Origin of the sequence: unidentified bacterial endosymbiont (assembly GCF_918797525.1) — a bacterium.
In the GTDB taxonomy this organism is placed as follows: domain Bacteria; phylum Pseudomonadota; class Gammaproteobacteria; order Enterobacterales; family Enterobacteriaceae; genus Enterobacter.
Genome location: NZ_OU963893.1, coordinates 1511325 through 1534949 on the forward strand (window position 1 = coordinate 1511325; position 23625 = coordinate 1534949).

At 51.1% G+C, this 23625-nt stretch carries 19 protein-coding genes, 6 tRNA genes and 3 pseudogenes; 11 read left to right on the forward strand and 17 right to left on the reverse strand.

What is annotated here, in order from left to right:
* Nucleotides 1–304 precede the first annotated feature (304 nt).
* Nucleotides 305–1483, forward strand: a pseudogene (locus NL510_RS22995) (hypothetical protein).
* Nucleotides 1452–1697 (forward strand): hypothetical protein, encoded by a 246-nt coding sequence (locus NL510_RS07200; protein WP_253382959.1) that lies wholly within the window; start codon nt 1452–1454, stop codon nt 1695–1697. The pseudogene NL510_RS22995 and the gene NL510_RS07200 overlap by 32 nt, the downstream one beginning before the upstream one ends.
* A gap of 251 nt (nt 1698–1948) precedes the next feature.
* Here NL510_RS07200 and crr read toward each other — a convergent pair whose 3' ends face one another.
* The 5 genes from crr to cysZ all read right to left on the reverse strand — a co-directional run bounded on the left by crr (nt 1949) and on the right by cysZ (nt 6738).
* Nucleotides 1949–2452, reverse strand: a complete 504-nt coding sequence (crr, locus tag NL510_RS07205) for a PTS glucose transporter subunit IIA (protein WP_253382961.1) — start codon at nt 2450–2452, stop codon at nt 1949–1951.
* A gap of 43 nt (nt 2453–2495) precedes the next feature.
* Entirely contained in the window at nt 2496–4223 is a 1728-nt protein-coding gene (gene ptsI, locus NL510_RS07210) for a phosphoenolpyruvate-protein phosphotransferase PtsI (protein WP_253382963.1), read from the reverse strand.
* 44 nt (nt 4224–4267) lie between these two features.
* Nucleotides 4268–4525, reverse strand: a complete 258-nt coding sequence (gene ptsH / locus NL510_RS07215; RefSeq protein WP_110509083.1) for a phosphocarrier protein Hpr — start codon at nt 4523–4525, stop codon at nt 4268–4270.
* A 317-nt stretch (nt 4526–4842) separates the two neighbouring features.
* Complete coding sequence (cysK, locus tag NL510_RS07220; RefSeq protein ID WP_253382965.1) at nt 4843–5814, reverse strand: cysteine synthase A; 972 nt, start codon at nt 5812–5814, stop codon at nt 4843–4845.
* A 162-nt stretch (nt 5815–5976) separates the two neighbouring features.
* Nucleotides 5977–6738, reverse strand: a complete 762-nt coding sequence (cysZ, locus tag NL510_RS07225) for a sulfate transporter CysZ (RefSeq protein ID WP_253382974.1) — start codon at nt 6736–6738, stop codon at nt 5977–5979.
* Nucleotides 6739–6967: 229 nt separating this feature from the next.
* On the opposite strand from cysZ, the pseudogene zipA reads away from it, so the two are divergent.
* The 3 genes and pseudogenes from zipA to NL510_RS07240 all read left to right on the forward strand — a co-directional run bounded on the left by zipA (nt 6968) and on the right by NL510_RS07240 (nt 10236).
* A pseudogene (gene zipA, locus NL510_RS07230) lies at nt 6968–7934 on the forward strand (cell division protein ZipA).
* 69 nt (nt 7935–8003) lie between these two features.
* Nucleotides 8004–10019: an NAD-dependent DNA ligase LigA gene (gene ligA, locus NL510_RS07235; RefSeq protein ID WP_253382980.1), complete on the forward strand. Its 2016-nt coding sequence runs from the start codon at nt 8004–8006 to the stop codon at nt 10017–10019.
* A 1-nt stretch (nt 10020) separates the two neighbouring features.
* Entirely contained in the window at nt 10021–10236 is a 216-nt protein-coding gene (locus tag NL510_RS07240) for a DUF3820 family protein (protein WP_253382988.1), read from the forward strand.
* On the opposite strand, the gene NL510_RS07245 is transcribed toward NL510_RS07240, so the two are convergent.
* The gene (locus NL510_RS07245; RefSeq protein ID WP_253382991.1) at nt 10233–11228 is read right to left on the reverse strand and encodes a bile acid:sodium symporter family protein; all 996 of its coding nucleotides are present in this window, start codon (nt 11226–11228) and stop codon (nt 10233–10235) included. The two genes, NL510_RS07240 and NL510_RS07245, sit on opposite strands and share 4 nt — an antisense overlap.
* Before the next feature lie 88 nt (nt 11229–11316).
* On the opposite strand from NL510_RS07245, the gene NL510_RS07250 reads away from it, so the two are divergent.
* Nucleotides 11317–12258, forward strand: coding sequence for a LysR family transcriptional regulator (locus tag NL510_RS07250; RefSeq protein ID WP_253382993.1), 942 nt, complete (start codon nt 11317–11319; stop codon nt 12256–12258).
* On the opposite strand, the gene NL510_RS07255 is transcribed toward NL510_RS07250, so the two are convergent.
* The 5 genes from NL510_RS07255 to NL510_RS07275 all read right to left on the reverse strand — a co-directional run bounded on the left by NL510_RS07255 (nt 12249) and on the right by NL510_RS07275 (nt 13125).
* A complete protein-coding gene (locus tag NL510_RS07255) occupies nt 12249–12590 on the reverse strand; it encodes a FlxA-like family protein (RefSeq protein WP_253382995.1) in 342 nt (113 codons plus the stop codon). The genes NL510_RS07250 and NL510_RS07255 overlap by 10 nt on opposite strands.
* A 156-nt stretch (nt 12591–12746) precedes the next feature.
* A tRNA-Lys gene (locus NL510_RS07260) sits at nt 12747–12822 on the reverse strand.
* A gap of 4 nt (nt 12823–12826) precedes the next feature.
* A tRNA-Val gene (locus NL510_RS07265) sits at nt 12827–12902 on the reverse strand.
* A gap of 29 nt (nt 12903–12931) precedes the next feature.
* A tRNA-Val gene (locus NL510_RS07270) sits at nt 12932–13007 on the reverse strand.
* Nucleotides 13008–13049: 42 nt separating this feature from the next.
* A tRNA-Val gene (locus NL510_RS07275) sits at nt 13050–13125 on the reverse strand.
* 258 nt (nt 13126–13383) lie between these two features.
* On the opposite strand from NL510_RS07275, the gene gltX reads away from it, so the two are divergent.
* Entirely contained in the window at nt 13384–14799 is a 1416-nt protein-coding gene (gene gltX, locus NL510_RS07280) for a glutamate--tRNA ligase (RefSeq protein ID WP_253382997.1), read from the forward strand.
* Nucleotides 14800–14844: 45 nt separating this feature from the next.
* Here gltX and NL510_RS07285 read toward each other — a convergent pair whose 3' ends face one another.
* On the reverse strand, nt 14845–15240 hold the full coding sequence (locus NL510_RS07285) for a YfeC-like transcriptional regulator (protein WP_253382999.1): 396 nt from the start codon (nt 15238–15240) through the stop codon (nt 14845–14847).
* A gap of 1 nt (nt 15241) precedes the next feature.
* Nucleotides 15242–15604 carry a YfeC-like transcriptional regulator gene (locus NL510_RS07290; RefSeq protein WP_253383000.1) on the reverse strand — a complete coding sequence of 121 codons (363 nt, stop codon included), beginning with the start codon at nt 15602–15604 and terminating at the stop codon, nt 15242–15244.
* A 217-nt stretch (nt 15605–15821) separates the two neighbouring features.
* Between NL510_RS07290 and NL510_RS07295 the strand changes: the two genes are divergently transcribed.
* The 3 genes from NL510_RS07295 (at nt 15822) to NL510_RS07305 (ending at nt 18414) form a co-directional block, all read left to right on the forward strand.
* Nucleotides 15822–15897 (forward strand) — tRNA-Ala (locus NL510_RS07295).
* Between the two features lie 41 nt (nt 15898–15938).
* A tRNA-Ala gene (locus NL510_RS07300) sits at nt 15939–16014 on the forward strand.
* Between the two features lie 210 nt (nt 16015–16224).
* Complete coding sequence (locus NL510_RS07305) at nt 16225–18414, forward strand: EAL domain-containing protein (RefSeq protein WP_253383002.1); 2190 nt, start codon at nt 16225–16227, stop codon at nt 18412–18414.
* A gap of 41 nt (nt 18415–18455) precedes the next feature.
* Here the strand turns inward: NL510_RS07305 and NL510_RS07310 are convergent, their stop codons facing one another.
* From NL510_RS07310 to tnpA, 4 genes and pseudogenes are all read right to left on the reverse strand, one after another.
* Complete coding sequence (locus NL510_RS07310; RefSeq protein ID WP_253383004.1) at nt 18456–19643, reverse strand: NupC/NupG family nucleoside CNT transporter; 1188 nt, start codon at nt 19641–19643, stop codon at nt 18456–18458.
* A gap of 173 nt (nt 19644–19816) precedes the next feature.
* Nucleotides 19817–21351 (reverse strand): annotated as a pseudogene (gene tnpC, locus NL510_RS07315) (IS66 family transposase).
* 63 nt (nt 21352–21414) lie between these two features.
* On the reverse strand, nt 21415–21750 hold the full coding sequence (gene tnpB / locus NL510_RS07320; protein WP_253379065.1) for an IS66 family insertion sequence element accessory protein TnpB: 336 nt from the start codon (nt 21748–21750) through the stop codon (nt 21415–21417).
* Nucleotides 21737–22045 carry an IS66 family insertion sequence element accessory protein TnpA gene (gene tnpA / locus NL510_RS07325; RefSeq protein WP_253379067.1) on the reverse strand — a complete coding sequence of 103 codons (309 nt, stop codon included), beginning with the start codon at nt 22043–22045 and terminating at the stop codon, nt 21737–21739. Before tnpA ends, tnpB begins: the two co-directional genes overlap by 14 nt.
* Nucleotides 22046–22368: 323 nt before the next feature.
* Here tnpA and NL510_RS07330 point away from each other — a divergent pair, with 323 nt between their 5' ends.
* Complete coding sequence (locus NL510_RS07330; protein ID WP_253383006.1) at nt 22369–23607, forward strand: Nramp family divalent metal transporter; 1239 nt, start codon at nt 22369–22371, stop codon at nt 23605–23607.
* Nucleotides 23608–23625 lie beyond the last annotated feature (18 nt).

Sequence of the window (23625 nt, forward strand, 5' to 3'; positions counted from 1 at the left end):
AAGTGGTCTCATTTAAGCTCTGTCGAGCTAATTAAATGACATTTTAATAATGGCATAATACGATAGATACATCGCTGCCTTGGGTAAATATTATTTCAGGTAAGGGGACTTACATCCTTACCCCTCTTACCCTATTACGTTCATTGCCTGATGAGACAGTATTATGCCGATACCCTCCTGTTCTAAACTTGCATTAAGCAGCTCGACTAAATTAGATGCATTCACGGAAAGAGAAGCAACGGAGAATTTTCATGAAATGATTTCTACATGGAGAATTAAAAATCATTCTGGAGAAGATCGCGATATGGCAGCAAGATGCATCCAGGAATGCTATGACAAGGAAACTACAGACCTTGATTTTGAGGGGTTGGGTTTATCCTCTTTGCCCGCTATTTTACCCCCCTCTGTAAGGAAAGTTAATCTTGCTAATAATAATCTGACTAATTTTCATGAGCACATACTCCCTTTGATTTCGAAAGGTATAGAGGTTAGTTACGAAGGTAACCCATGCTGTACCATTGGTAATAAAAGTTACAAATACGAAAAAATTGCACAAAACACACCCATATTATTTCAGTGGTCACTTTTAAAAGAAAATTCAGCCAAATATCAAAACGCTGATTGCCCAATGCCGCCTTGCTACATCGATAACATCCTCAATACGTGCAATATAGAAACTAACAGGCGAGTGGGTATATTCATTTCAGGCGTTCTTACTGAAAACCAGAAAAAATATCTGGAGAGGTTGTGTCTAAAGCAGCATAATTTGGAAATAATATATGCTGACGACATTGACTTTAGCGATTATGGCAATAAGAAATGCACATCCATCTTAAGTGAGTTAATGGAGAGTTTTCTTACCGAGGCAGAGAAAAATAATGAACCACCGGAGTATATTGAAGAATGTATGCATCAATATGAAAGGGTATTAAAGAAAATGGATGCACGGAACCCAGAGTTGACAATGTTTGATGTATGTACTTCATTTGAGGATTATAATACTGTTGATTTTTATCGAGCTATGTTTATGTTAAAATGAAAAAAGATATTTAGCGAGGTGGGTAAAAAAAATAATATAAAAGATAACGAAGTACTAAGCCTGAATGAAATTGAAGAGAACGGTGCGCTGATCTATTTTGATGTTGATATGAGACTTAATGCACCATTAGGTGATGTCTGGCTTCCTGACGGAGTGGGGATTTACCATGCCGCTAAGAAAACACCAACACTGGAAAATAGTATTCAGGCTGTTAATCGAGCCAATCACCCTGCGTTGAGAAATGTTATCCAATCCATTGAAGTCGACTTTCTCGGAAAGGTTACGCCTGGAGCGGTGTATGCAAGCTTTGTTCGCACATTAGAAACCTATTTCACCCCTAAGAAAAACGAATGCCTTTCAGAATTTATTGCTTTCCCGCTTCAGCATATGATTCCTGACGAGAGTCAGAATAATGGGGTCGTATCGTATAATCATACCCTCTAACTTCGACAGCGTATCGGCGACCAGCGCAATTGACCTTGCGGCACAACTTGCAGAGCAAACGCCGGAACACACGCTAATGCTCATGGACAAAGGTTTTTTACACCACTGGCAGTCCGGGGGCGTGAAGAAACACGGGTTAATTCTGCACAAAAAGAACGCTCAGTATCAGGTGATACAAAAGCCGGGTAAGGGGAGAATGAAATCGTTAAGCTAAATGTTTCTCCACAGGCGAGTTTGTATCTGACAGCCCAACTAAGCCTGTTCCCGGCAGTATCACCGGGTGAAATCCCGAAGTTATTAAATGAGATACTGGCCATGGCGAAGAGTTTTGTGCTGGTGGAACGCAGGGTGAGACATTATCCACGAGCAGTAAAAAAGAAGCCGCAACGCTACGCGTTGCGGCTACCTTCAAAAGCTTAACTGACAAGCATTAGCCCGAAGGCGCCTTTTTCTGTGCGGCAAGAATTACTTCTTAATGCGGATAACCGGGGTTTCACCCACGGTGACGCTGCCAGACAGTTTGGTCAGTTCTTTGATCTCATCCATGTTGGAGATAACCACCGGCGTCAGGGTAGACTTGGCTTTCTCTTCCAGCAGTGGCAGATCGAATTCAATAACCGGGTCGCCAACTTTAACACGCTGGCCTTCTTCTGCGATACGTTTGAAACCTTCACCCTTCAGTTCAACGGTGTCGATACCGAAGTGAACGAACAGTTCGATACCGCTATCAGATTCGATAGAGAACGCGTGATTGGTTTCAAAAATTTTACCGATGGTGCCGTCAACTGGAGCAACCATTTTGTTGCCGGTTGGTTTGATAGCAATGCCATCACCAACGATTTTCTCAGCAAACACAACATCCGGCACGTCTTCGATATTGACGATCTCGCCGGAGAGCGGAGCAACAATCTCAATAGTTCCGGAGTCGTTATTGCTTTTGTCACCGAACAGTTTACTAAATAAACCCATTAGACTTATCTCCTAAGCAGTAATTTGGGCCGCATCTCGTGGATTAGCAGATTGTTTTTTCTTCAATGAACTTGTTAACCAGCGTCATTAACTCGTCCGTTGTCGGTTGAGCAAGAGCCTGCTCTGCTAATACCTTCGCATCTTTGAAGTTCGTGTTACGGATGATCTTCTTAATGCGCGGGATGGAAATGGCACTCATAGAGAATTCGTCCAGACCCATACCCAGCAACAGAAGTGTAGCACGTTCATCGCCTGCAAGCTCACCACACATGCCAGTCCATTTACCTTCTGCGTGAGAAGCATCAATAACTTGCTTGATAAGCGTCAGCACTGATGGGGACATTGGCTGGTAGAGATGCGAAATCATATCATTACCACGGTCAACTGCCAGGGTGTACTGCGTTAAATCATTGGTACCGATACTGAAGAAATCCACTTCTTTAGCTAAATGACGCGCAATCGTTGCCGCGGCAGGGGTTTCTACCATTACGCCAACTTCGATGGTCTCGTCAAAGGCTTTACCTTCGTCACGCAGTTCCTGCTTGTAGATTTCAATCTCTTTCTTCAGTGTACGCACTTCTTCAACAGAGATGATCATCGGGAACATGATGCGCAGTTTGCCGAAAGCGGAAGCACGCAGGATTGCGCGAACCTGGTCACGCAGGATCTCTTTACGATCCATGGCGATACGCACGGCACGCCAGCCCAGGAACGGGTTCTCTTCTTTCGGGAAATTCATGTACGGCAGCTCTTTGTCGCCACCGATGTCCATGGTACGCACGATAACCGCCTGCGAGCCACAGGCTTCAGCCACGGCTTTGTATGCGGCAAACTGCTCTTCTTCAGTTGGTAGCGCGTCACGGTCCATGAACAGGAATTCAGTACGATACAGACCCACACCTTCCGCACCGTTGCGCTCAGCGCCTTCGACGTCACGGACGGTACCGATGTTAGCGCACACTTCTACCTGATGGCCGTCCAGCGTAATCGCCGGCAGGTCTTTCAGTTTAGCGAGTTCCGCTTTCTCGGAGGCAACCTGCTCCTGAACGGCGCGAAGTTGCTCGATCTCTTCATTAGTAGGGTTAACGTAAACCAGGTTGTTGACGGCATCCAGAATCAGATAATCGTCGTTTTTTACCTGAGAGGTGACGCTACCGGTTCCCACGATGGCAGGCAGTTCCAGAGAACGCGCCATGATCGAGGTGTGGGAGGTACGGCCACCCGCATCAGTGATGAAACCCAGCACCTTGTTCAGGTTCAGCTGTGCGGTTTCAGACGGGGTCAGGTCAGCGGCAACCAGGATAACTTCATCCTGAATGGCGCTCAAATCGATGATCGCCAGACCGAGGATATTGCGCAGCAGGCGCTTACCGATGTCACGCACGTCAGCCGCACGTTCTTTCAGGTATTCATCATCCAGTTCTTCCAGGGCAGTTGCCTGACCTTCGATAACTTCATGCGCAGCCGCGTCGGCCGTCATGCCTTTATCTTTAATCAGGGCTATGATTTCCTGCTCCAGCTCCTCATCTTCGAGCAGCATGATGTGCCCTTCGAAGATGGCTTCTTTTTCTTCACCGAAAGTTTCGCCAGCTTTAGTTTTGATGGTTTCCAGTTGCGCAGATGCCTTGGCACGACCGCTCAGAAAACGTTCAACTTCCTGATCAACCTTGTCGGCAGAAATTTTTTTCCGGTCAATGACGATTTCGTCTTCTTTCAACAGCAGTGCTTTGCCGAAAGCGATACCCGGGGATGCTAAAATGCCTGAAATCATAACCCTACCTTACTTGTGACTGATATTGAAAAGAACCCGTAAACTTACTCGAGCTCTGCCATCAGTTTAACCAGATGCTCAACTGCTTTCTGCTCGTCTTCACCTTCTGCAGAGAGGGTGACAACGGTACCCTGAGTCAGGCCCAGAGTCTGCAGTTTAAACAGGCTTTTTGCGCTAGCGCTTTTGCCGTTGGAAGTCACAGTGATTTCAGATGCGAAGCCTTTTGCTTCTTTAACAAACTGAGCAGCAGGGCGGGTATGCAGACCGTTCGGAGCGGTAATAGTAACTTCTTGCTGGAACATTGTATTTCCCCAACTTATAGGTTTAGTGTTGTGGAACTAAAGTCTAGCCTGGCGACTCAACTTTAGCCTGTATAGTTAGCGCTGACGTTTCTATCGTCATTAAACATTATGCAGCGAAAGCAAGACTTGAACCAAATCATAAAATCGATTCAGCATGGCTATTTCGTTCACTCATTAATTTCGCGCATCAAAATAATTGCTGGTTTAAATACCAGACCCAACGGGGTGAATCAATGCCAGGAGAGGCAAAACTTTGAAGCAGACCACAAAAAAGCACCCGGAAAGGTGCTTTTTTACGCGTTTTTAACATACTGGCATTACTGTTGCAGTTCTTTTTCCGTAAAGAGATCGGCAAACAATGCTGTACTTAAGTAACGCTCACCCGAGGAAGGCAGGATAACCACAATATTCTTATTGGTAAAGGTCTCATCTTCCTGAAGTTTGAGCGCTGCCGCAACCGCAGCGCCGGAAGAGATACCCGCCAGAATGCCTTCTTCATCCATTAGACGGCGTGCGGTAGAGATTGCTTCTTCATTACTGATGGCAACAACTTTATCGATAAGCTTAAGATCCAGGTTACCCGGAATGAAGCCTGCCCCGATACCCTGAATTTTGTGCGGACCCGGTTTAATTTCTTCCCCCGCCAGCGCCTGAGCGATGACAGGAGAGTCTGTCGGTTCAACGGCCACGGCAATCAGATCTTTTTTACCTTTTGTGCCTTTGATATAGCGCGTCACTCCGGTTAAGGTACCGCCGGTCCCTACGCCGGAGATAAATACATCAACCTGACCGTCTGTATCTTCCCAGATCTCCGGGCCAGTGGTTTTTTCATGGATTTCCGGGTTAGCCGGATTGCTGAACTGCTGAAGCAGCAGATATTTAGCCGGATCGCTGGCTACAATCTCTTCCGCTTTCTGGATAGCGCCCTTCATACCTTTCGCGCCTTCGGTCAGGACCAGGTTCGCGCCCAGCGCTTTCAGCAGTTTACGTCGTTCCACGCTCATGGTTTCTGGCATAGTCAGCGTCAGCTTGTAGCCGCGCGCTGCTGCTACGTAGGCCAGCGCGATACCGGTGTTACCGCTGGTCGGTTCAACCAGCTCAACGCCAGGCTTCAGCACGCCACGTTTTTCAGCATCCCAAATCATGTTTGCACCGATGCGGCATTTAACGCTGAAGCTTGGGTTACGAGATTCGACCTTCGCCAGAATGCGTCCATTACCGATACGGTTCAGTCGAACCAGGGGCGTATGACCGATAGTCAGCGAGTTGTCTTCATAAATCTTACTCATGGCCTGTCCTTAACTGTATGAAATTGGGATACCAACTCAGCATACCTGCTGAATAAGTCTGGGGAAGTAAGGAATTCGTATATCTATATGCTGATGGGAAATAATGCCATCCAGTATGGAATAAGGGCGGCATAAGCCACCCCGTGTTTACACATTTTTGCATTACTTCCATAACGCGTGCTGCGCTCGATAGCAATCCACCCACATGGCCGTCGCGCCGCAGACCGCAACCGGCATGATGAACAGATTCAGGAACGGAATCAGGGTGAAAAGACTGGTGAGTGCGCCAAACTGCATATTGGCGACCTTCTGCGTGCGCAACGCGGCGCGCATCTCCTTAAACGGCACTTTGTGGTTATCGAACGGGTAGTCGCAATATTGAATAGCCAGCATCCAGGCGCTGAACAGGAACCACAGCACCGGGGCCACCGTCTGGCCAATGCCGGGCACAAAATAGAGAATAAGCAGCACGATCGCACGCGGGAGGTACCAGGCAAATTTTTGCCACTCTCGCTTCATGATGCGCGGAACATCCTTCACGACCCCCAGCACGCCGGTATCGGGCGGGGTGGCGCCGGTAAGACGCGCTTCTAACTGCTCTGCCAGCAGCCCGTTAAAGGGTGCGGCTATCCAGTTTGCGAGGGTTGAAAAGAAATAACCGAACACCAGCAGCACCGAGATGACCACAACCGGCCACAGCAAATAACTTAACCACTGCAGCCAGTCCGGAACATGGCTCATGATGGCCGGCACCCAGCTTTCGAGCCTGGTGAATAGCCACCAGAAGGCACCGCCCATCAGGATGATATTGATCAGTAATGGCAAAATCACAAAGCGGCGAATGCCAGGCAGGGAGACCAGTTTCCAGCCCTGAGAAAAATACCAAACGCCGCTGCGTGGGGATGACGTAGATGTTGAAACCATAACCAGGCTGTACTCCTTTTACACAACCAGTGAAATTGCCCGCCTATATTATCCAGTTACGGAGCAATGACCAGTTCGGAAATGTTCGAAAAAACAGCAAAAAGCACGATTTAGCACATCTTTATGCTGTGAATGCTCCGCGCACACTTGCACTTGACGTCAACGGCAAATACTCTTAGTGAGTAAATGTTTGCCGTGGTGGCAAGGTGTTAGAACAACAGAGAATATAATGATGCAGGATTTGCGTCTGATATTAATCATTGTTGGCGCGATCGCCATAATCGCTTTACTGGTCCATGGTTTTTGGACCAGTCGTAAAGAGCGTTCTTCTATGTTTCGCGATCGCCCACTGAAGCGCATGAAATCCAGTCGAGATGACGATGACAGTGAAGATGATATCGCAGGCAGCGACGACGGCGTGGGTGAAGTTCGTGTTCATCGGGTCAATACTGCGCCTGGCGCAGCGCATGGGGAGCATGAAGCCCCCCGCACTGCGCAGCACCAGTATCAACCGCCGTATGCTTCCGCACAGCCGCGCCAGCCTGCGCAAGAGCCAGTGCGTCAGCAACCGCCACCGCCGGTCCAGCAGCCTGTCGCGCCTCAGCCGGTAATACAACCCCCGGTTCAACAACAGCCTGTGCACCAGCCCCAGCCGGTACAACCACCGACGCAGCAGCCTGTTTATGTGCAGCCTGCGCCAGTACCGCAGCCCGCGCCTCTCGTTGAGCCAGAGCCCGTTGTCGAGCCGGAACCGGTTGTTGAAAAGCCGCAGCGTAAAGAGGCGGTGATCATCATGAACGTAGCCGCGCATCATGGCACACAACTTAATGGTGAACTGCTGCTGAACAGCATTGAACAAGCAGGGTTCAAGTTTGGCGACATGAATATTTTCCATCGTCACCTTAGCCCTGACGGCAGCGGCCCGGCGCTGTTTAGCCTGGCGAATATGGTTAACCCGGGTACCTTTGATCCGGAAATGACTGGTGATTTTGTGACCCCGGGGCGTAACGATTTTTATGCAGGTGCCGTCCTACGGTGACGAACTGCAGAACTTCAAGCTGATGCTGCAGTCCGCTCAGCACATAGCCGATGAAGTCGGCGGTGTGGTGCTTGACGATCAGCGTCGTATGATGACGCCGCAGAAACTGCGTGAGTATCAGGAGCGCATCCGCGAAGTTAAGGAAGCCAACGCGTAAACGTCGCGTTATCTTCAACTCCTCCATAACCCCCGCCTGTCGGGGGTTTTTTCTCATTGATGGTGCGATATGGACTCAATCGAACAACAACTGACTCAACTGCGAACCACGCTTCGCCATCATGAATATCTTTATCATGTTATGGACGCGCCGGAAGTGCCGGATGCGGAGTATGACCGCCTGATGCGCGAGCTGCGGGAATTAGAGACGCAGTACCCGGAGCTTATCACCCCGGACTCCCCGACCCAGCGCGTTGGGGCTGAACCGCTTGGGGCATTTGGTCAAGTACGTCATGAAATGCCAATGTTGTCATTAGATAACGTGTTTGATGAAGATAGTTTTTTGGCGTTTAGTAAACGTGTTCAGAACAGGATACAAAAAGTTGATGCAATCACGTATTGCTGTGAATTGAAGTTTGATGGGCTCGCTGTGAATCTACTATATGTCAACGGTAAATTAAGGCATGCCGCTACTCGAGGGGATGGTACTGTTGGTGAGAATATAACTAGTAATATTAAAACGATTAGAGCCATTCCGTTAGTTCTTCTCGGAAAAGATATTCCGTCAAGAATTGAAGTTCGCGGTGAAGTTTTCATCACTCAGAAAAGCTTTGAGGAAATGAACAACGAAGCTCGCCGTAAAGGGCAGAAAATTTTTGCCAATCCGCGCAACGCTGCAGCAGGATCGCTTAGACAGCTTGATCCTAAAGTCACCGCCAAACGCTCATTAACTTTTTGTTGTTATGGTACTGGAGTAATAGAAGGAACTGAATTTCCTGGTACTCATATCGAAAGATTACATAAACTCCGCGATATGGGTTTCCCAATTAGTAATCATACAAAATTATGCCACAGCCCTTATGATGTTATTGAATTTTATAGAGAAATTTCAACAAGGCGTGACAGGTTAGGTTTTGATATTGATGGACTTGTAGTGAAAGTAAACTCAATCCCACTGCAGGAAAGTTTAGGGTTTATTGCAAAATCGCCACGATGGGCTACAGCTTTTAAATTTCCAGCTCAGGAGCAAATCACCCGGCTTCGTGATGTTGAATTTCAAGTGGGGCGTACAGGAGCTATAACTCCAGTTGCAAAACTTGCAGAAGTTAAGGTTGCTGGTGTTTTAGTAAAAAATGCAACGCTCCATAATGAAGATGAAATTAAAAGATTAGGCATAAAGATTAATGACAGAGTTATCGTAAGAAGAGCTGGTGATGTAATCCCGCAAATAGTTGGCGTTGTAGAATCTATGCGACCGGATGATGTTAAGCCTATTGTTTTTCCAACGGTTTGTCCCGTCTGTGGTTCAGAAATTGAACGCATCAAAGGGGAAGCTGTGGCTCGCTGTACGGGCGGATTAGTCTGTGGGGCGCAGCGTAAAGAGGCGCTGAAACACTTTGTTTCTCGCCGCGCGATGGATGTCGACGGCATGGGCGACAAGATTATCGATCAGCTGGTTGAGAAAGAGTATGTCCATACGCCAGCGGACCTGTTCAAGCTGACGGCAGGTAAGTTGACCGGTCTTGACCGCATGGGGCCGAAATCGGCGCAGAATGTGGTCAAGGCGCTGGAAAGCGCGAAACAAACCACCTTTGCCCGTTTCCTCTATGCGCTGGGCATTCGCGAAGTAGGTGAAGCGACGGCGGCGGGCCTGGCGGGGTACTTTGGCACGCTGGACGCGCTGGAAAAAGCCAGCATCGACGATCTGCAGAAAGTTCCGGACGTCGGCATCGTGGTCGCAACGCACGTCTTTAACTTCTTTGCTGAAGAGAGCAACCGCGAGGTGATCGGTAAACTGCTGAAAGAGGGCATTACATGGCCAGCGCCGATGGTCGTTAATGCCGAAGAAATCGACAGTCCGTTCGCCGGTAAAACCGTGGTACTGACCGGGAGCCTGAGCCAGCTCTCACGCGATGATGCCAAAGCGCGTCTGGCGGCGCTGGGGGCAAAAGTCGCGGGGAGTGTATCGAAGAAAACGGATCTGGTGATTGCCGGTGAGGCGGCCGGTTCGAAGCTTGCCAAAGCGCAGGAGCTGGGCATTGACGTGATCGACGAAGCGGAAATGCTGCGTCTCTTAGGAGAATAGCGTGGAGAAAGAACAGCTCGTTGAGATCGCTAACACTCAAATGCCGTTCGGTAAGTATAAAGGACGGATGTTAATCGATTTGCCGGAGGAATATCTGTTGTGGTTTGCCCGCAAGGATGAATTTCCGGCCGGGCGACTGGGCGAACTGATGTCTATCACGTTACTGATCAAAACCGAGGGGCTGACCCAGTTGGTTCAGCCCCTGAAACGGCCTTAAGCCTTCCCGGCGCGGGTCTCTACCTGCGCCAGCTTCTCTGTCTGGCGCTTATAACGACGCGCCAGCACCGCACAGGCCATCAACTGGATCTGGTGGAATATCATCAGCGGCAGCACCATCATCCCAATCACCGAGGTTGGGAAGAGAATGTTGGCCATCGGAATGCCGTTTGCCAGGCTCTTTTTCGAGCCGCAGAAGACAATGGTGATTTCATCAGCTTTATTAAAGCCGCATTTACGGGCGACATAAACGTTTACCGCAATCACAATCGCCAGCAGAACGATGCTGACCACCCCGATAAACAGCAGCGAGCCAGCGCCCACCTTATGCCAAATCCCATTAACGACCGCTTCGCTGAACGCGGAATAGACCACTAACAGAATCGACGTCTGGTCGGTTTTAGAGATCCATTTCTTGTGCTTCGTAACAAAAGCCCCCGTCCACGGACGCGAAAGATGACCAAGAATAAACGGCAGCAGCAGCTGGAGACAGATCTTGCCCACCTGCTCAAGATTACCCTCTGCGCCGTGCATATTCATCAACAGGCCAACCAGCAGCGGCGAGACGAAGATCCCAAGCAGGCTTGATGCGGAAGCGGAACAAACCGCGGCCGCAACGTTGCCGCCAGCCAGCGAAGTAAAGGCAATGGCGGACTGCACGGTGGCTGGCAGAATGCACAGATAAAGGAAACCGGTGTAAATCGCGGGGTCAACATTTACCGGTGCCCACCACGCAAACAGCACGCCGAGGACAGGGAACAGAATAAAGGTGCTACACATCACCCACAAATGCAGCCGCCAGTGTCCGCCGCCGGCAATAATGGCCTCTCGGGAGAGCCTGGCGCCGTGCATAAAGAACAGCAGGGCAATGGCTGCGGTCGTTAGCCCTTCAAAAAACGGCACGAACCCGCCGCGAGCGGGGTAGAAGGAGGCCAGCAGAACAACAACAATCAAAGTAAGGGTGAACGGATCGAGGATACGAAAGAGTTTCATAATGACTCCTGAAAACAGATTTCCTATTGTGCTTTTTTCCATTTGAGAAATAAAATTGATTTATTGCATCCATTCATGAATTTAACAGATGAATTATTCTCTACGTCAGCTTCGTGTTTTCGTTACTGTAGCGCATGCCCGCAGTTTTAGCCGGGCAGGGGAGAGGATTGGCCTTAGCCAGTCGGCCGTGAGCCACAGCGTGAAAGAGCTGGAGATCCAGACGGGCGTGCGCCTGCTCGACCGCACCACGCGTGAAGTGATGCTTACCGAAGCGGGCCAGCAGTTGGCTTTGCGCCTGGAGCGCTTGCTGGATGAACTCAACAGTACGTTGCGTGACGTGGGCCGACTTGGCCAGCAACTTTCCGGGACCGTGCGGGTCGCGGCCAGCCAGACTATTTCTGCCCACCTCATCCCACAGTGTATCGCTGAGAGTAATCATCGTTATCCGGACATTGATTTTGTCCTGCACGACAGGCCGCAGCAGTGGGTGCTGGAGAGTATTCGCCAGGGCGATGTCGATTTTGGTATTGTGATTGATCCCGGCGCAGTAACCGATCTGGAATGCGAAGTCGTGCTGTCCGAGCCTTTTTTATTGCTCTGCCGTGATGACGATCCGCTTGCAGGGTTAGCGCAGGTCTCCTGGCAGGCGTTGCAGGGAGCGAATCTTGTGTTACAGGATTACGCCTCTGGAAGCCGCCCGTTGATTGATGCAGCTCTGATGGCGCAAGGCGTTGAGGCAAATATCATGCAGGAGATTGGACATCCGGCCACACTGTTTCCTATGGTTGAAGCGGGCATAGGGATCAGCGTATTACCGGCGCTGGCACTGCCGCTGCCGCAGGGAAGCCGTCTGCGGGTGAAAAGATTTGCCCCGTGTATTAAACGACAGTTGATGCTGGTTCGACGTAAAAACCGGTCTCTGTCTGGTGCGGCGCATGCCTGCTGGGAAGTGGTGCGTATGCAGGCCCAGCGCTTGATGGAGGCCCGCACGCGCGATCCACTGTTTAAGGATGACGATAATCAGATATAGATATCAATCTGGTTATCGGCCGAAGGCTTATTAACGCCCTCGGTCACCCCCTTAGCGTTGGTCTGCTTCGGCATCGACTCTTCTGCCTTCTGGCGCTGCAACTGCGCCAGCTGTGCCTGCAACAGGGTCAGTTGGGATTCGAGTAATGCCTGCTGCTTTTGTTTCTCTTCTGCTGAGCCTTCACTCATTGCCAGTTCTTTGAGCTGCTGAGTCGCTTTCGTTATCTGTCTGGTCAGTTGGTTTATCCGGGATGCAATATCATTCCCGCCGGAACTGCTGCCGCTGCTGCCAATTTCTATCGTTGACAGTGATACCGCCCTGAACGTTGTCATATTGAGATCCTTTTCGCTATAAAACAGAGCTATCGGCACCGACAGGATTTACTTGAGATTTGTTACTGCTAACGAGGGAAGGGATAAAGATGGCAGGAATATCCGTGCTACATAGCGCAGATAGTAAAAAAGCGCCTTTAGGGCGCTTTTTTACATTGGTGGGTCGTGCAGGATTCGAACCTGCGACCAATTGATTAAAAGTCAACTGCTCTACCAACTGAGCTAACGACCCGAAATGGTGGGCGATGACGGGCTCGAACCGCCGACCCCCTCCGTGTAAAGGAGATGCTCTACCAACTGAGCTAATCGCCCATTTCGGAACTGCTGCGATAAGATGAGAATGGTGGGCGATGACGGGCTCGAACCGCCGACCCCCTCCGTGTAAAGGAGATGCTCTACCAACTGAGCTAATCGCCCAATCTCAATACTTATCTACACTGCGAGTCTACATAAAGTATATGGTGGGTGATGACGGGCTCGAACCGCCGACCCCCTCCGTGTAAAGGAGATGCTCTACCAACTGAGCTAATCACCCCCGCTGTGTGGAGTCGCATTATAGGGAGAGTTGAAAATGAGTCAACGCCTTTTCTAAAGTTTTTAATCGTTCGTCGTAAAATTAAACAAAACGATCGTGAGACGGGCTATAAAGCATGATTTCTAAACAAAAATTGCAAACTCTATCCTGATAAAGGGAACAACATTGAGGAATCGCCCTACAGTGATAGAATATTGCCCAATGTTTTTCTCCCAGGATTTGCCGATTGCCGGCATCTTTATAACGTAAGGCCATTTCATGAAAATCAAAACTCGCTTCGCGCCCAGCCCGACAGGTTATCTGCACGTCGGTGGTGCACGTACTGCTCTCTATTCCTGGCTTTTTGCGCGCCACAACAAAGGTGAGTTCGTGCTGCGTATTGAGGACACCGATCTCGAGCGCTCCACGCCGGAAGCAATTGAAGCCATTATGGATGGGATGAACTGGCTGAATCTGGAGTGGGATGAAGGCCCTTACTTCCAGACCAAACGTTTTGATCGCTACAACGCCGTGATTGATGACATGCTGGTTGCCGGTACGGCTTACAAATGTTACTGCTCCAAAGAGCGTCTGGATGCCCTGCGCGAAGAGCAGATGGCCAACGGTGAAAAACCGCGCTATGACGGCCGTTGCCGTCACGATCACCGCGAACATGCCGCTGATGAGCCTTGCGTAGTAAGGTTCGCTAACCCGCAGGACGGCTCGGTAATCTTTGATGATCAGATCCGCGGCCCGATCGAATTCAGCAACCAGGAGCTGGACGATCTGATTATTCGCCGTACCGACGGTTCCCCGACCTATAACTTCTGCGTGGTGGTGGATGACTGGGACATGGAAATTACCCACGTTATCCGCGGTGAAGACCATATCAACAACACTCCGCGTCAAATCAACATTCTCAAAGCATTGAACGCGCCAGTGCCGGTGTATGCGCACGTCTCGATGATCAACGGTGACGACGGTAAAAAATTGTCTAAACGCCACGGCGCGGTAAGCGTTATGCAGTATCGCGATGACGGCTATCTGCCGGAAGCCCTGCTGAACTACCTGGTGCGTCTGGGCTGGGCCCATGGCGATCAGGAGATCTTCAGCCGCGAAGAGATGATTGAACTGTTCTCGCTGAACTCAGTGAGCAAATCCGCCAGTGCGTTCAATACCGATAAGCTGCTGTGGCTGAACCATCACTATATCAACACCATGCAGCCAGAGTATGTCGCGACCTATCTGCAGTGGCATATTGAGCAGGCAAATATTGATACCCGTACCGGCCCTGAGCTGGCTGAACTGGTAAAACTGCTCGGCGAGCGCTGCAAAACGCTGAAAGAGATCGCGGAAAGCTGCCGCTACTTCTATGAAGAGTTTGACGCCTTCGACGCTGACGCCGCCAGGAAACACCTGCGCCCGGTGGCACGTCAACCTCTGGAAGTGGTACGCGATAAGCTGGCGGCCATTACGCAATGGACGGCTGAAAATGTGCATCATGCGATTCAGGCAACGGCGGATGAGCTGGAAGTTGGCATGGGTAAAATCGGCATGCCGCTGCGTGTTGCAGTAACTGGCGCAGGCCAGTCTCCGGCACTGGACGTCACCGTCCACGCCATCGGCAAGTCTCGCAGCGTTGCGCGTATTAATAAGGCGCTGGGCTTTATTGCTGAGCGTGAAAATCAGCAATAAGCCAGTTTGAGTGAACAAACGGCAGGTCGTCACCCTGCCGTTTTATTATGCATGCACTTCAGCAATGCCGAGACGGGTGAGAAAGCCGTGTATACCCTCGCGCGCCAGTAATACCTGAAGACGCTCCTGCTCCACCTGGGTCATGTTTTCCAGCGTATTGATAATTTGAGGCAGAAGGTTCGACGCTGCGGGCTCGCCGTACAGGGACGGGGCTTCAGCCAACTGGTACACCGCCTGGCGGCTGCGAATGGCAGGAAGGCTCAGAATGTGCTCCTTCACACGAGCATCAATGTGAATCAGCCGCGCCCGGCCACCTTTAACACCGTTAACCCCTTCGGTTTTCCACCCTTTCAGGCGTATCCAGCGATTAACCGTTTGTCTGGCGACTCCCAAACTTTCTGCCAGCTCTTCCGTGGTCATTTTACTGCGTAATTTTTTCATATCAGTTTTGATCGCGAATCCCTAAACGTTGCAATAAGCCGGTAATCCCTTCCCGCAGTAACAGCGATGTCATCTGCTTTTGCTCATCCGGCGTCATTTCATTCGCCAGTATCAGAAGCAATGTGTGAAGTGACCCGTCGAGGTAGGCATTTTCAGGTGCATCGGCTGTTTCGGATGCCCTGCGTGCGCTACGAATAAAATCGCGCACTTTTTCATTCACATGCACCAGACGCGCTTTTCCACCCTGAACTCCTGGCTTTGGCGACGTAATCCAACCCTCTTTACGAACCCATTTATTGATGGTCTGGCGGCTATAGCCCGTCAGCAGGGCTAACTCTTCCGGCGTCATTCGTTCCTTGATCATGCAATTTCCTGAGCGTTAGTAGGGGTAATTACGGGTTCATTTTATAGCACCGTTTTACGTGAAAACGTGACAGGCTTAACTCCTGACTGCGAGCAGATACGCAAAATGCTTTATTTGCATGATTTTTCGGCGATTGAATGGCAGGAGTGGATTTTGCCGTTGACACTCTGCGACGGAATTCATATTATGCCGCCCGTCAACATGACAGCTTTACGACGGGGCTATAGCTCAGCTGGGAGAGCGCCTGCATGGCATGCAGGAGGTCAGCGGTTCGATCCCGCTTAGCTCCACCAAACTCTGAACCCAACAGAGGGCGGTAAGTAAAGTAAAATCTGGGGCTATAGCTCAGCTGGGAGAGCGCTTGCATGGCATGCAAGAGGTCAGCGGTTCGATCCCGCTTAGCTCCACCAAAATGTGAACCCTCGTCGCAAGACGGGGGTTTTGTGCGTTTGTAACACCTTCCCACGGATTATGTTACCTTCGTGATAGTTTTTTATACCGCACCTCAACTCAAATCAATAAACGCCGCGATAATCCGGCTTGACCTTGCTTCGTTCAATTAATAAACCTATGATCCATCCGGTCAATAAGACGTATGGGTAAATAGATTATCTAATTTGATGAAAAGAAAAACTTACAACAATGTAAAGATATTTATGCTTACCCTGGTACTATGCCTGGTCGCTGTGCCTGCTTCTCGCTACCTTTCTCCGCGCGCGGTTGTTAATGGGCATGATGTTTATTTAGCATGGCTACCCTTAAGCGTCATGCTGGCGATGATTTTTTTATTGGGTCGTCGGGCGATCATTCCGGTTCTGCTAAGCTTCAGTATTACTAATATCTATCTTATTGATTTAACTCCGCTACATTATCTTGTTTTACTATTTTGCCAGACATTTTCAGTCTTTGTAGGCTGCGGAGTAATACGCCTCATGCTGGGTAAACGCTGGCGCTACAGTGCGCCGAACAAGTACCTTGGGATACGTATTTTCTGGCTCGGTTTTATGGTGCCGTTAGGCATTAAGTCATCAATGTATCTGGTCGGTTATATATTTGATTTTCCGCTGACTATATCCTCGTTCTTTGGTGAAGGTAGCGTAATTTATAACGTCGTTGATATTCTGAGTCTCATCGGTGCGGCACTGCTTTTCACAATGATGTTCTATTATCCATTAAGAATGATGATGAACCCCCGGTATGCCATCACGTTCTGGCGTCGAAGCGTGAAACCGGTATTTTTTCACAAAAAAGCATTATCCAGTGTCGTCTGGCTACTGCTGTTAATCGCCATTCTGGCACTTTTATGTGCGCCTTTTGAGTCACCGGTCATTGCTGGCTATCTGATGCCGCTTATTTTTATCCTCTTTACACTGGGCATCAGCCGACTGAGTTATGCGCTGATCTCTTTGCTCTGGGCGGCATCCGCACTCCTGCTGCTCACCTATAACTATAACTTTCTTAATGGTGTGGAATCGGGCCATTCGCTCTCCTTTGTTTTGTCTGTTCTCATCTCATTTGCTATCTGTTTGCTTTACATGTCGCGCATTTACCGGCGCAGCGAATGGATGAAGCAGGGCTGGCAAGAGAGGGCGCTTACCGATCCGTTGACCGGGTTACCGAATATTCGTGCGCTAGAAGATTATCTGCAGGTTCATCCTGACGCCAGAATGTGCTGCCTGCGGATGGATAATCTGGAGTTCCTCAGTCGCCACTACGGCATCCTTATGCGGGTACATTGCAAACGGACAATTGCGGCCTCGCTGCAGCCATTTTTGAAAAAAGATGAGAAGCTCTTTCAGCTTCCGGGAAGTGAGCTGGTGCTTGTTTTACTGGGGCCGGAAACCGCTGAGCGTCTGCAGCATATGGTCAATCAACTGAACAGTCGCAAAATTTTCTGGAACAATACCGGGCTGGATATTGAATTTGGCGCATCCTGGGGGAAGGTTGAAAACGGTGAGACGCTACACCATACGCTGGGGCAACTGAGCTGGTTATCAGAACAATCTTGCGGTGCTCATAATGTGCTGGCGCTGACCAATAGCCTGGAGGCGGCATCAGGGCAAACGACGGAGCGGGTATTGATGCTGGCGCGCATCAAACATGCTCTCGAAGCGGGTCAGTTTCACCTATACGCTCAACCTATCCAGGACGCCGAGGCTAAAGGTTATTATGAAATTCTGACGCGTATGGAAAGCGAAGGCGAGATAATCACCCCTGACCGGTTTATTCCCTTGATTACCCAGTTTAACCTCAGTCATCGGTTTGACCTCAGCGTAGTCGAGAAATTACTGGTATGGCTGCACGAGCGCCCGTCGACGCAGGTGGGCGCTCGTTTTTCTGTCAATCTGCTGCCGTTGACGCTCATACATAAAGAGGTCGCTGCCGAGATAATCGCACTCTTTGAGCGTTATCGCGTCGCGCCTCAGGCGGTAATTATCGAAATTACCGAAGAGCAGGCGTTTTCTAACTCCGGCAGCAGCATCAACAATATTCAGCAATTACGCGATTACGGTTTCCGTATCGCTATTGATGATTTTGGTACCGGGTATGCTAACTATGAGCGCCTTAAGCGCCTGCAGGCTGACATTATTAAGATTGACGGCTGCTTTGTGAAAGATATCTGTACCGACAGCATGGATGCGATGATCGTGCAGTCTATCTGTAATCTGGCGAAAACGAAGTCGCTCTGCGTGGTTGCAGAGTATGTCGAAACCGCTGAACAGCGGGAGATGTTGCTTCGATTTGGCGTCAATTATCTGCAGGGTTACTTGATAGGGAAACCAATACCGCTTACTCAGTTACAGTCATAAATAAGCCAGGAGCGGACCTCCCGGCTTTTTTTTAATCAGGATTACAGTACCAGCGCTGCGATAGACGCAGACAGGACGCTCACCAGCGTAGAGCCGTAAACCAGCTTCAGACCGAAGCGAGAAACCACGTTACCCTGTTCTTCATTCAGGCCTTTAATTGCGCCAGCGATGATACCGATGGAGGAGAAGTTAGCGAAGGATACCAGGAACACGGACAAGATGCCTTCCGCGCGTGGAGAGAGCGTGCTGGCAACTTTCTGCAGATCCATCATCGCCACGAATTCGTTAGACACCAGTTTGGTCGCCATGATACTGCCGACCTGCAGCGCTTCGTGAGCCGGCACACCCATCACCCAGGCAACAGGGTAGAAGATGTAGCCCAGGATGCCCTGGAAGGAAATACCGAGAACGGCGGCGAACAGTGCGTTCAGGGCGGAGATCAGGGCGATAAAGCCGATCAGCATAGCGGCAACGATAACCGCTACTTTGAAGCCTGCCAGAATATACTCGCCCAGCATTTCGAAGAAGCTCTGGCCTTCGTGCAGGTTGGACATCTGAATATTTTCTTCACTGGCGTCAACGCGGTACGGGTTGATCAGCGACAGTACGATAAAGGTGCTGAACATGTTCAGAACCAGCGCAGCTACCACGTATTTCGGCTCCAGCATGGTCATATACGCGCCCACGATAGACATGGAGACGGTAGACATTGCGGTTGCCGCCATGGTGTACATGCGGTTGCGTGACATCTTGCCAAGGATATCTTTATAGGCAATAAAGTTCTCAGACTGACCGAGGATCAGTGAACTCACGGCGTTAAACGATTCCAGCTTACCCATGCCGTTGACTTTGGATAACACGAAACCAATGCTGCGGATAACAATAGGCAGAACACGAATGTGCTGCAGAATACCGATAAGCGCAGAAATGAAGACGATTGGACATAGTACTTTAAGGAAGAAGAAGGCCAGGCCTTGATCGTTCATATTGCCAAAGACGAAGTTAGTCCCTTCGTTAGCAAATCCGAGCAGCTTTTCGAACATCTCAGAGAAGCCTTTCACGAAGCCCAGGCCTACGTTTGAGTTCAGGAAGAACCACGCAAGTAAAACTTCAATGACCAGCAGCTGAACAACATAGCGAATACGAATTTTTTTGCGGTCTGTGCTGACCAGCAATGCAAGTGCAGTAACGACAACGAGTGCCAGTACAAAATGAAGGACGCGGTCCATATTTGCTCCAAATATGAGGCAGGTTTAATTTCCGTGCACATTCTATGTAACAAGCGCAAAGAAAACGAGATCAAGGCCACACTTTAGTTACATCCTGTGATGAGTCTCAAAAGTATCGTTTCGGCGAACTCATATTGACGAAGCCGCCCCATTCTGCATTTCGCAGTTTTGCGTCAGTCGATCAGGCTATTTTTGGCGAAGGGTAATAACTCATCCAGCCGCTCCTGCGGCCATTCCGGCAGGCGTTCCAGCAACGATTTCAGCCAGCCATACGGCTCCACGCCGTTCAGTCGCGCCGTTTCCAGCAGGCTCATCACCGCTGCCGCACGATGCCCCGCCTGCAACGAGCCGGCAAACAGCCACGTATTCCGCCCCATCACCACCTGGCGGATCGCCCGCTCGCACCGGTTGTTGTCCAGCGGCAATGCGCCATCCTCCGCGAACCGGCTCAGCGCTGTTTTGTGAGACAGCGCATAGTTTATCGCCTTATGCAGCGCTGAACCCGGCGCGCATTTTTGTACCTGCGCCGTCAGCCAGCCCCACAGGATATCCAGTTGCGGCTTCGCATACCGCTGCCGCCACTGCCGGATCTTCTCCGCTGGCCGGTGGCGGATCTTTTTTTCAAGCCTGTACAGCCCGTGGAGCATTTTCAGCGCCGTTCCCGCATGCGGATCGCGATTTGCCTTATACAACGCCGCGAAGCCGCGCCGCGCATGCGCCCAACATCCCGCGTTGATGATATTACCGCCGTTTTTCAGGGAGTGATACACGGCGTAGCCGTCTGTCACCAGCCGGCCGCTCCAGCCCGCCAGCCAGGCTTCGGGATAACGCGCCGCCCGTCCGGGCTGACAGTCGAAGCAGACCACGCTGTCGCCGGTGGTTTCACCGCTGACATAGGTCCACAGGTAACCATTCTGCGCCTTTCCGCCCTTTTTCGTCTCCAGGATTTGCAACGGCGTTTCATCCGCATGAAGCACCGGGCGGCTTAACAGCGCTGTGCGCAGCCGTTCCGCCAGCGGCATCAGCCAGACGCCGGCCGCGCCCACCCATCCGGCCAGCGTGCTCACCGGCAGTTCCACCCCGGCGCGGGCGAACACCTGCTGCTGGTGATACAGCGGCTGGCGGTCGCAGTACTTGCCGACCAGCACCTGCGCCACCAGGCCGGCGTCGGGAATGCCCTTCGGGATAATCTGCGCGGGCAGACGACCGGAGACCACGCGCTGGCAGTCATCGCAACCGTACTGCGGGCGGACGTAACGTTTCACCACGAACTGCGCCGGGATGTAATCCAGCCGTTCGCTGATTTCATCGCGGATATGGCGCAGCGGCCGGCCGCAGTCCGGGCAGCCGCAGGCGTCAGGTTCGATAACGGTTTCTTCACGCGGAAGATGTTCCGGCAGCGGTTTACGCACCGGACGGGCTTTCTTCTCTTCCGGTTCCGGCTGCAGACGCGCAAGCCGGGTTTCGGCAGAGGCGATATCGGCGTCGACATCCTCTTCGAACAGGGAGCGCTGTAAGCCGCTGAAGGATTCAGCCTGACGGCCAAAGCGCTGCTGGCGGGCCAGCAGCAGGGCCTCCTTCAGCAGGTGTATCTGATGGTCTTTTTCGCTCAGGGAGGCGTCTTTTTACGGTTTTCTTCCAGCAGGGATAACGCCAGCTGACGCAGCGTGTCGGGGTCATTCGTGGAGAGAAGTACTGTGATATCCATACCGGATATTATAGGCTTTCCGGCACAGATATTCATTCAAAATCATCAGATTACCGGCAGATATTATGTCCATTTCGTCAGGTCGTGACCGGCCATTCTCTGCCAGTCAATGCCGGCGACCAGCCAGTCGAACTGCGCCGGCGTGAGCGACCATGCGCTGTCGCCGTCACGCGGCCAGGTGAATCGCCCCTGGTGCAGGCGGCGGGAACAGAGCCAGACGCCGTGTTTATCCCACCGCAGCAGTTTGATACGGGTGCGGTTTTTGTTGGTGAAGAGGAAGGCGGCGCCGTCATGCCAGGGCGTGGTGAGGGAGGCCTGAATATACTGCGTGAGGACATCAATGCCGCAGCGCATATCGACGGGCTGGCGGACAAGGAAGAGGCGTTCAGGCTTCAGCATGTTTCACCGCCCGGAGCACGTCAGGGAGTTGCGCGGGCAGGCAGTCGATACGACAGCCGCCGGGGAGATGGAGGGTGACGGCAGCGTTAATGGCGGAAGGCTCCGGAGTCACCCGGACGGGGATGACAGCGGAGTCCGGTTGATTGTTGATATCGGGGAACATGGAGGGCCAGTTTTTGAAGTAGCCGGGATTGATGTTGTGGTGCAGGGCGTACTGGCGGGAAGTGAGCCCGCTGTCGCGCCAGGCGCGGATATGATGCTTTTTGTCGTCGGCGGACCAGAAAGATAACGGCATGGCAAAACCTCAGGTGATTCAGGATGCCGCCGATGTTATCTGACTAAAAATTTTTGAAAATGTGAGTTCACCGGAACGATACTCTCAAAAATAGTGATCAGCAATACATTTTTGTTATGTTAGGTAAATGAGTGAAAAGTTAAGTTTGTGTGCTACGCTTCACAATTGACTGTGCATTTTCACATTCTGTGATATCGCACCGCCTGCCCACCTAACGTTCTTAGCTATCAGAGTAATCATGTTAAACATTATTAATGATCTTGATAATCATTCTCATTTTGATAGCATAAAACATAGCAAAGGCTATATTTCCAGAGGCAGACATGAGTAATAGTCGCATAGAGGGTCGCAGTGGCAGAGCCGCGCGTAAGCTGCGGTTCGCATTAATGGGACCTGCATTTATTGCGGCCATAGGCTATATCGATCCGGGTAATTTTGCGACCAATATTCAGGCCGGGGCCAGCTTTGGCTACAAACTGCTGTGGGTGGTGGTCTGGGCTAACCTGATGGCCATGCTGATTCAGATGCTCTCTGCAAAGCTTGGGATTGCGACGGGTAAAAATCTGGCGGAGCAGATCCGCGACCACTATCCGCGTCCGGCGGTATGGTTTTACTGGGTGCAGGCCGAAATTATTGCGATGGCGACCGATCTTGCTGAATTTATCGGGGCGGCTATCGGCTTTAAACTGATCCTGGGCGTATCGTTGTTGCAAGGCGCCGTGCTGACCGGGATTGCCACCTTCCTGATTCTGATGCTGCAGCGACGGGGACAGAAGCCCCTTGAGAGAATGATCGGCGGCCTGCTGCTGTTCGTCGCGGCGGCCTATATTGTCGAGTTGGTTTTCTCCCAGCCGAACATGGTTGAGCTCGGTAAAGGTATGGCGATCCCGAGCCTGCCAACATCTGAGGCCGTTTTCCTGGCAGCCGGGGTACTGGGGGCAACCATCATGCCGCATGTTATCTACCTGCACTCCTCATTAACACAGCATCTGCACGGCGGCTCACGCCAGGAACGCTATTCGGCAACCAAATGGGATGTCGGTATCGCCATGACGATTGCCGGATTTGTGAACCTGGCCATGATGGCTACTGCGGCGGCGGCATTCCACTTCAATGGTCATACGGGGGTTGCCGATCTTGACCAGGCGTATCTGACGCTGGAGCCGCTCTTAAGCCATGCTGCCGCGACAATATTTGGCTTGAGTCTGGTGGCGGCGGGTCTCTCTTCGACGGTAGTCGGCACGCTCGCAGGCCAGGTGGTGATGCAGGGTTTTGTGCGTTTTCATATTCCCTTGTGGGTGCGCCGTGCCGTGACCATGCTGCCCTCGTTTATTGTGATTCTGATGGGGCTGGATCCTACGCGGATCCTGGTGATGAGCCAGGTATTGCTCAGCTTTGGGATTGCCCTTGCGCTGGTGCCGCTGCTGATTTTCACCAGCAACGCATCCCTGATGGGCGAACTGGTGAATACGACGCGGGTGAAAAGGGTGGGGTGGGTCATCGTGGTGGTGGTGGTGGTGCTTAACCTTTGGCTGCTGGTGGGAATGGCCTTAGGGCTGTAATAGAAAAAGGAGCTAAAT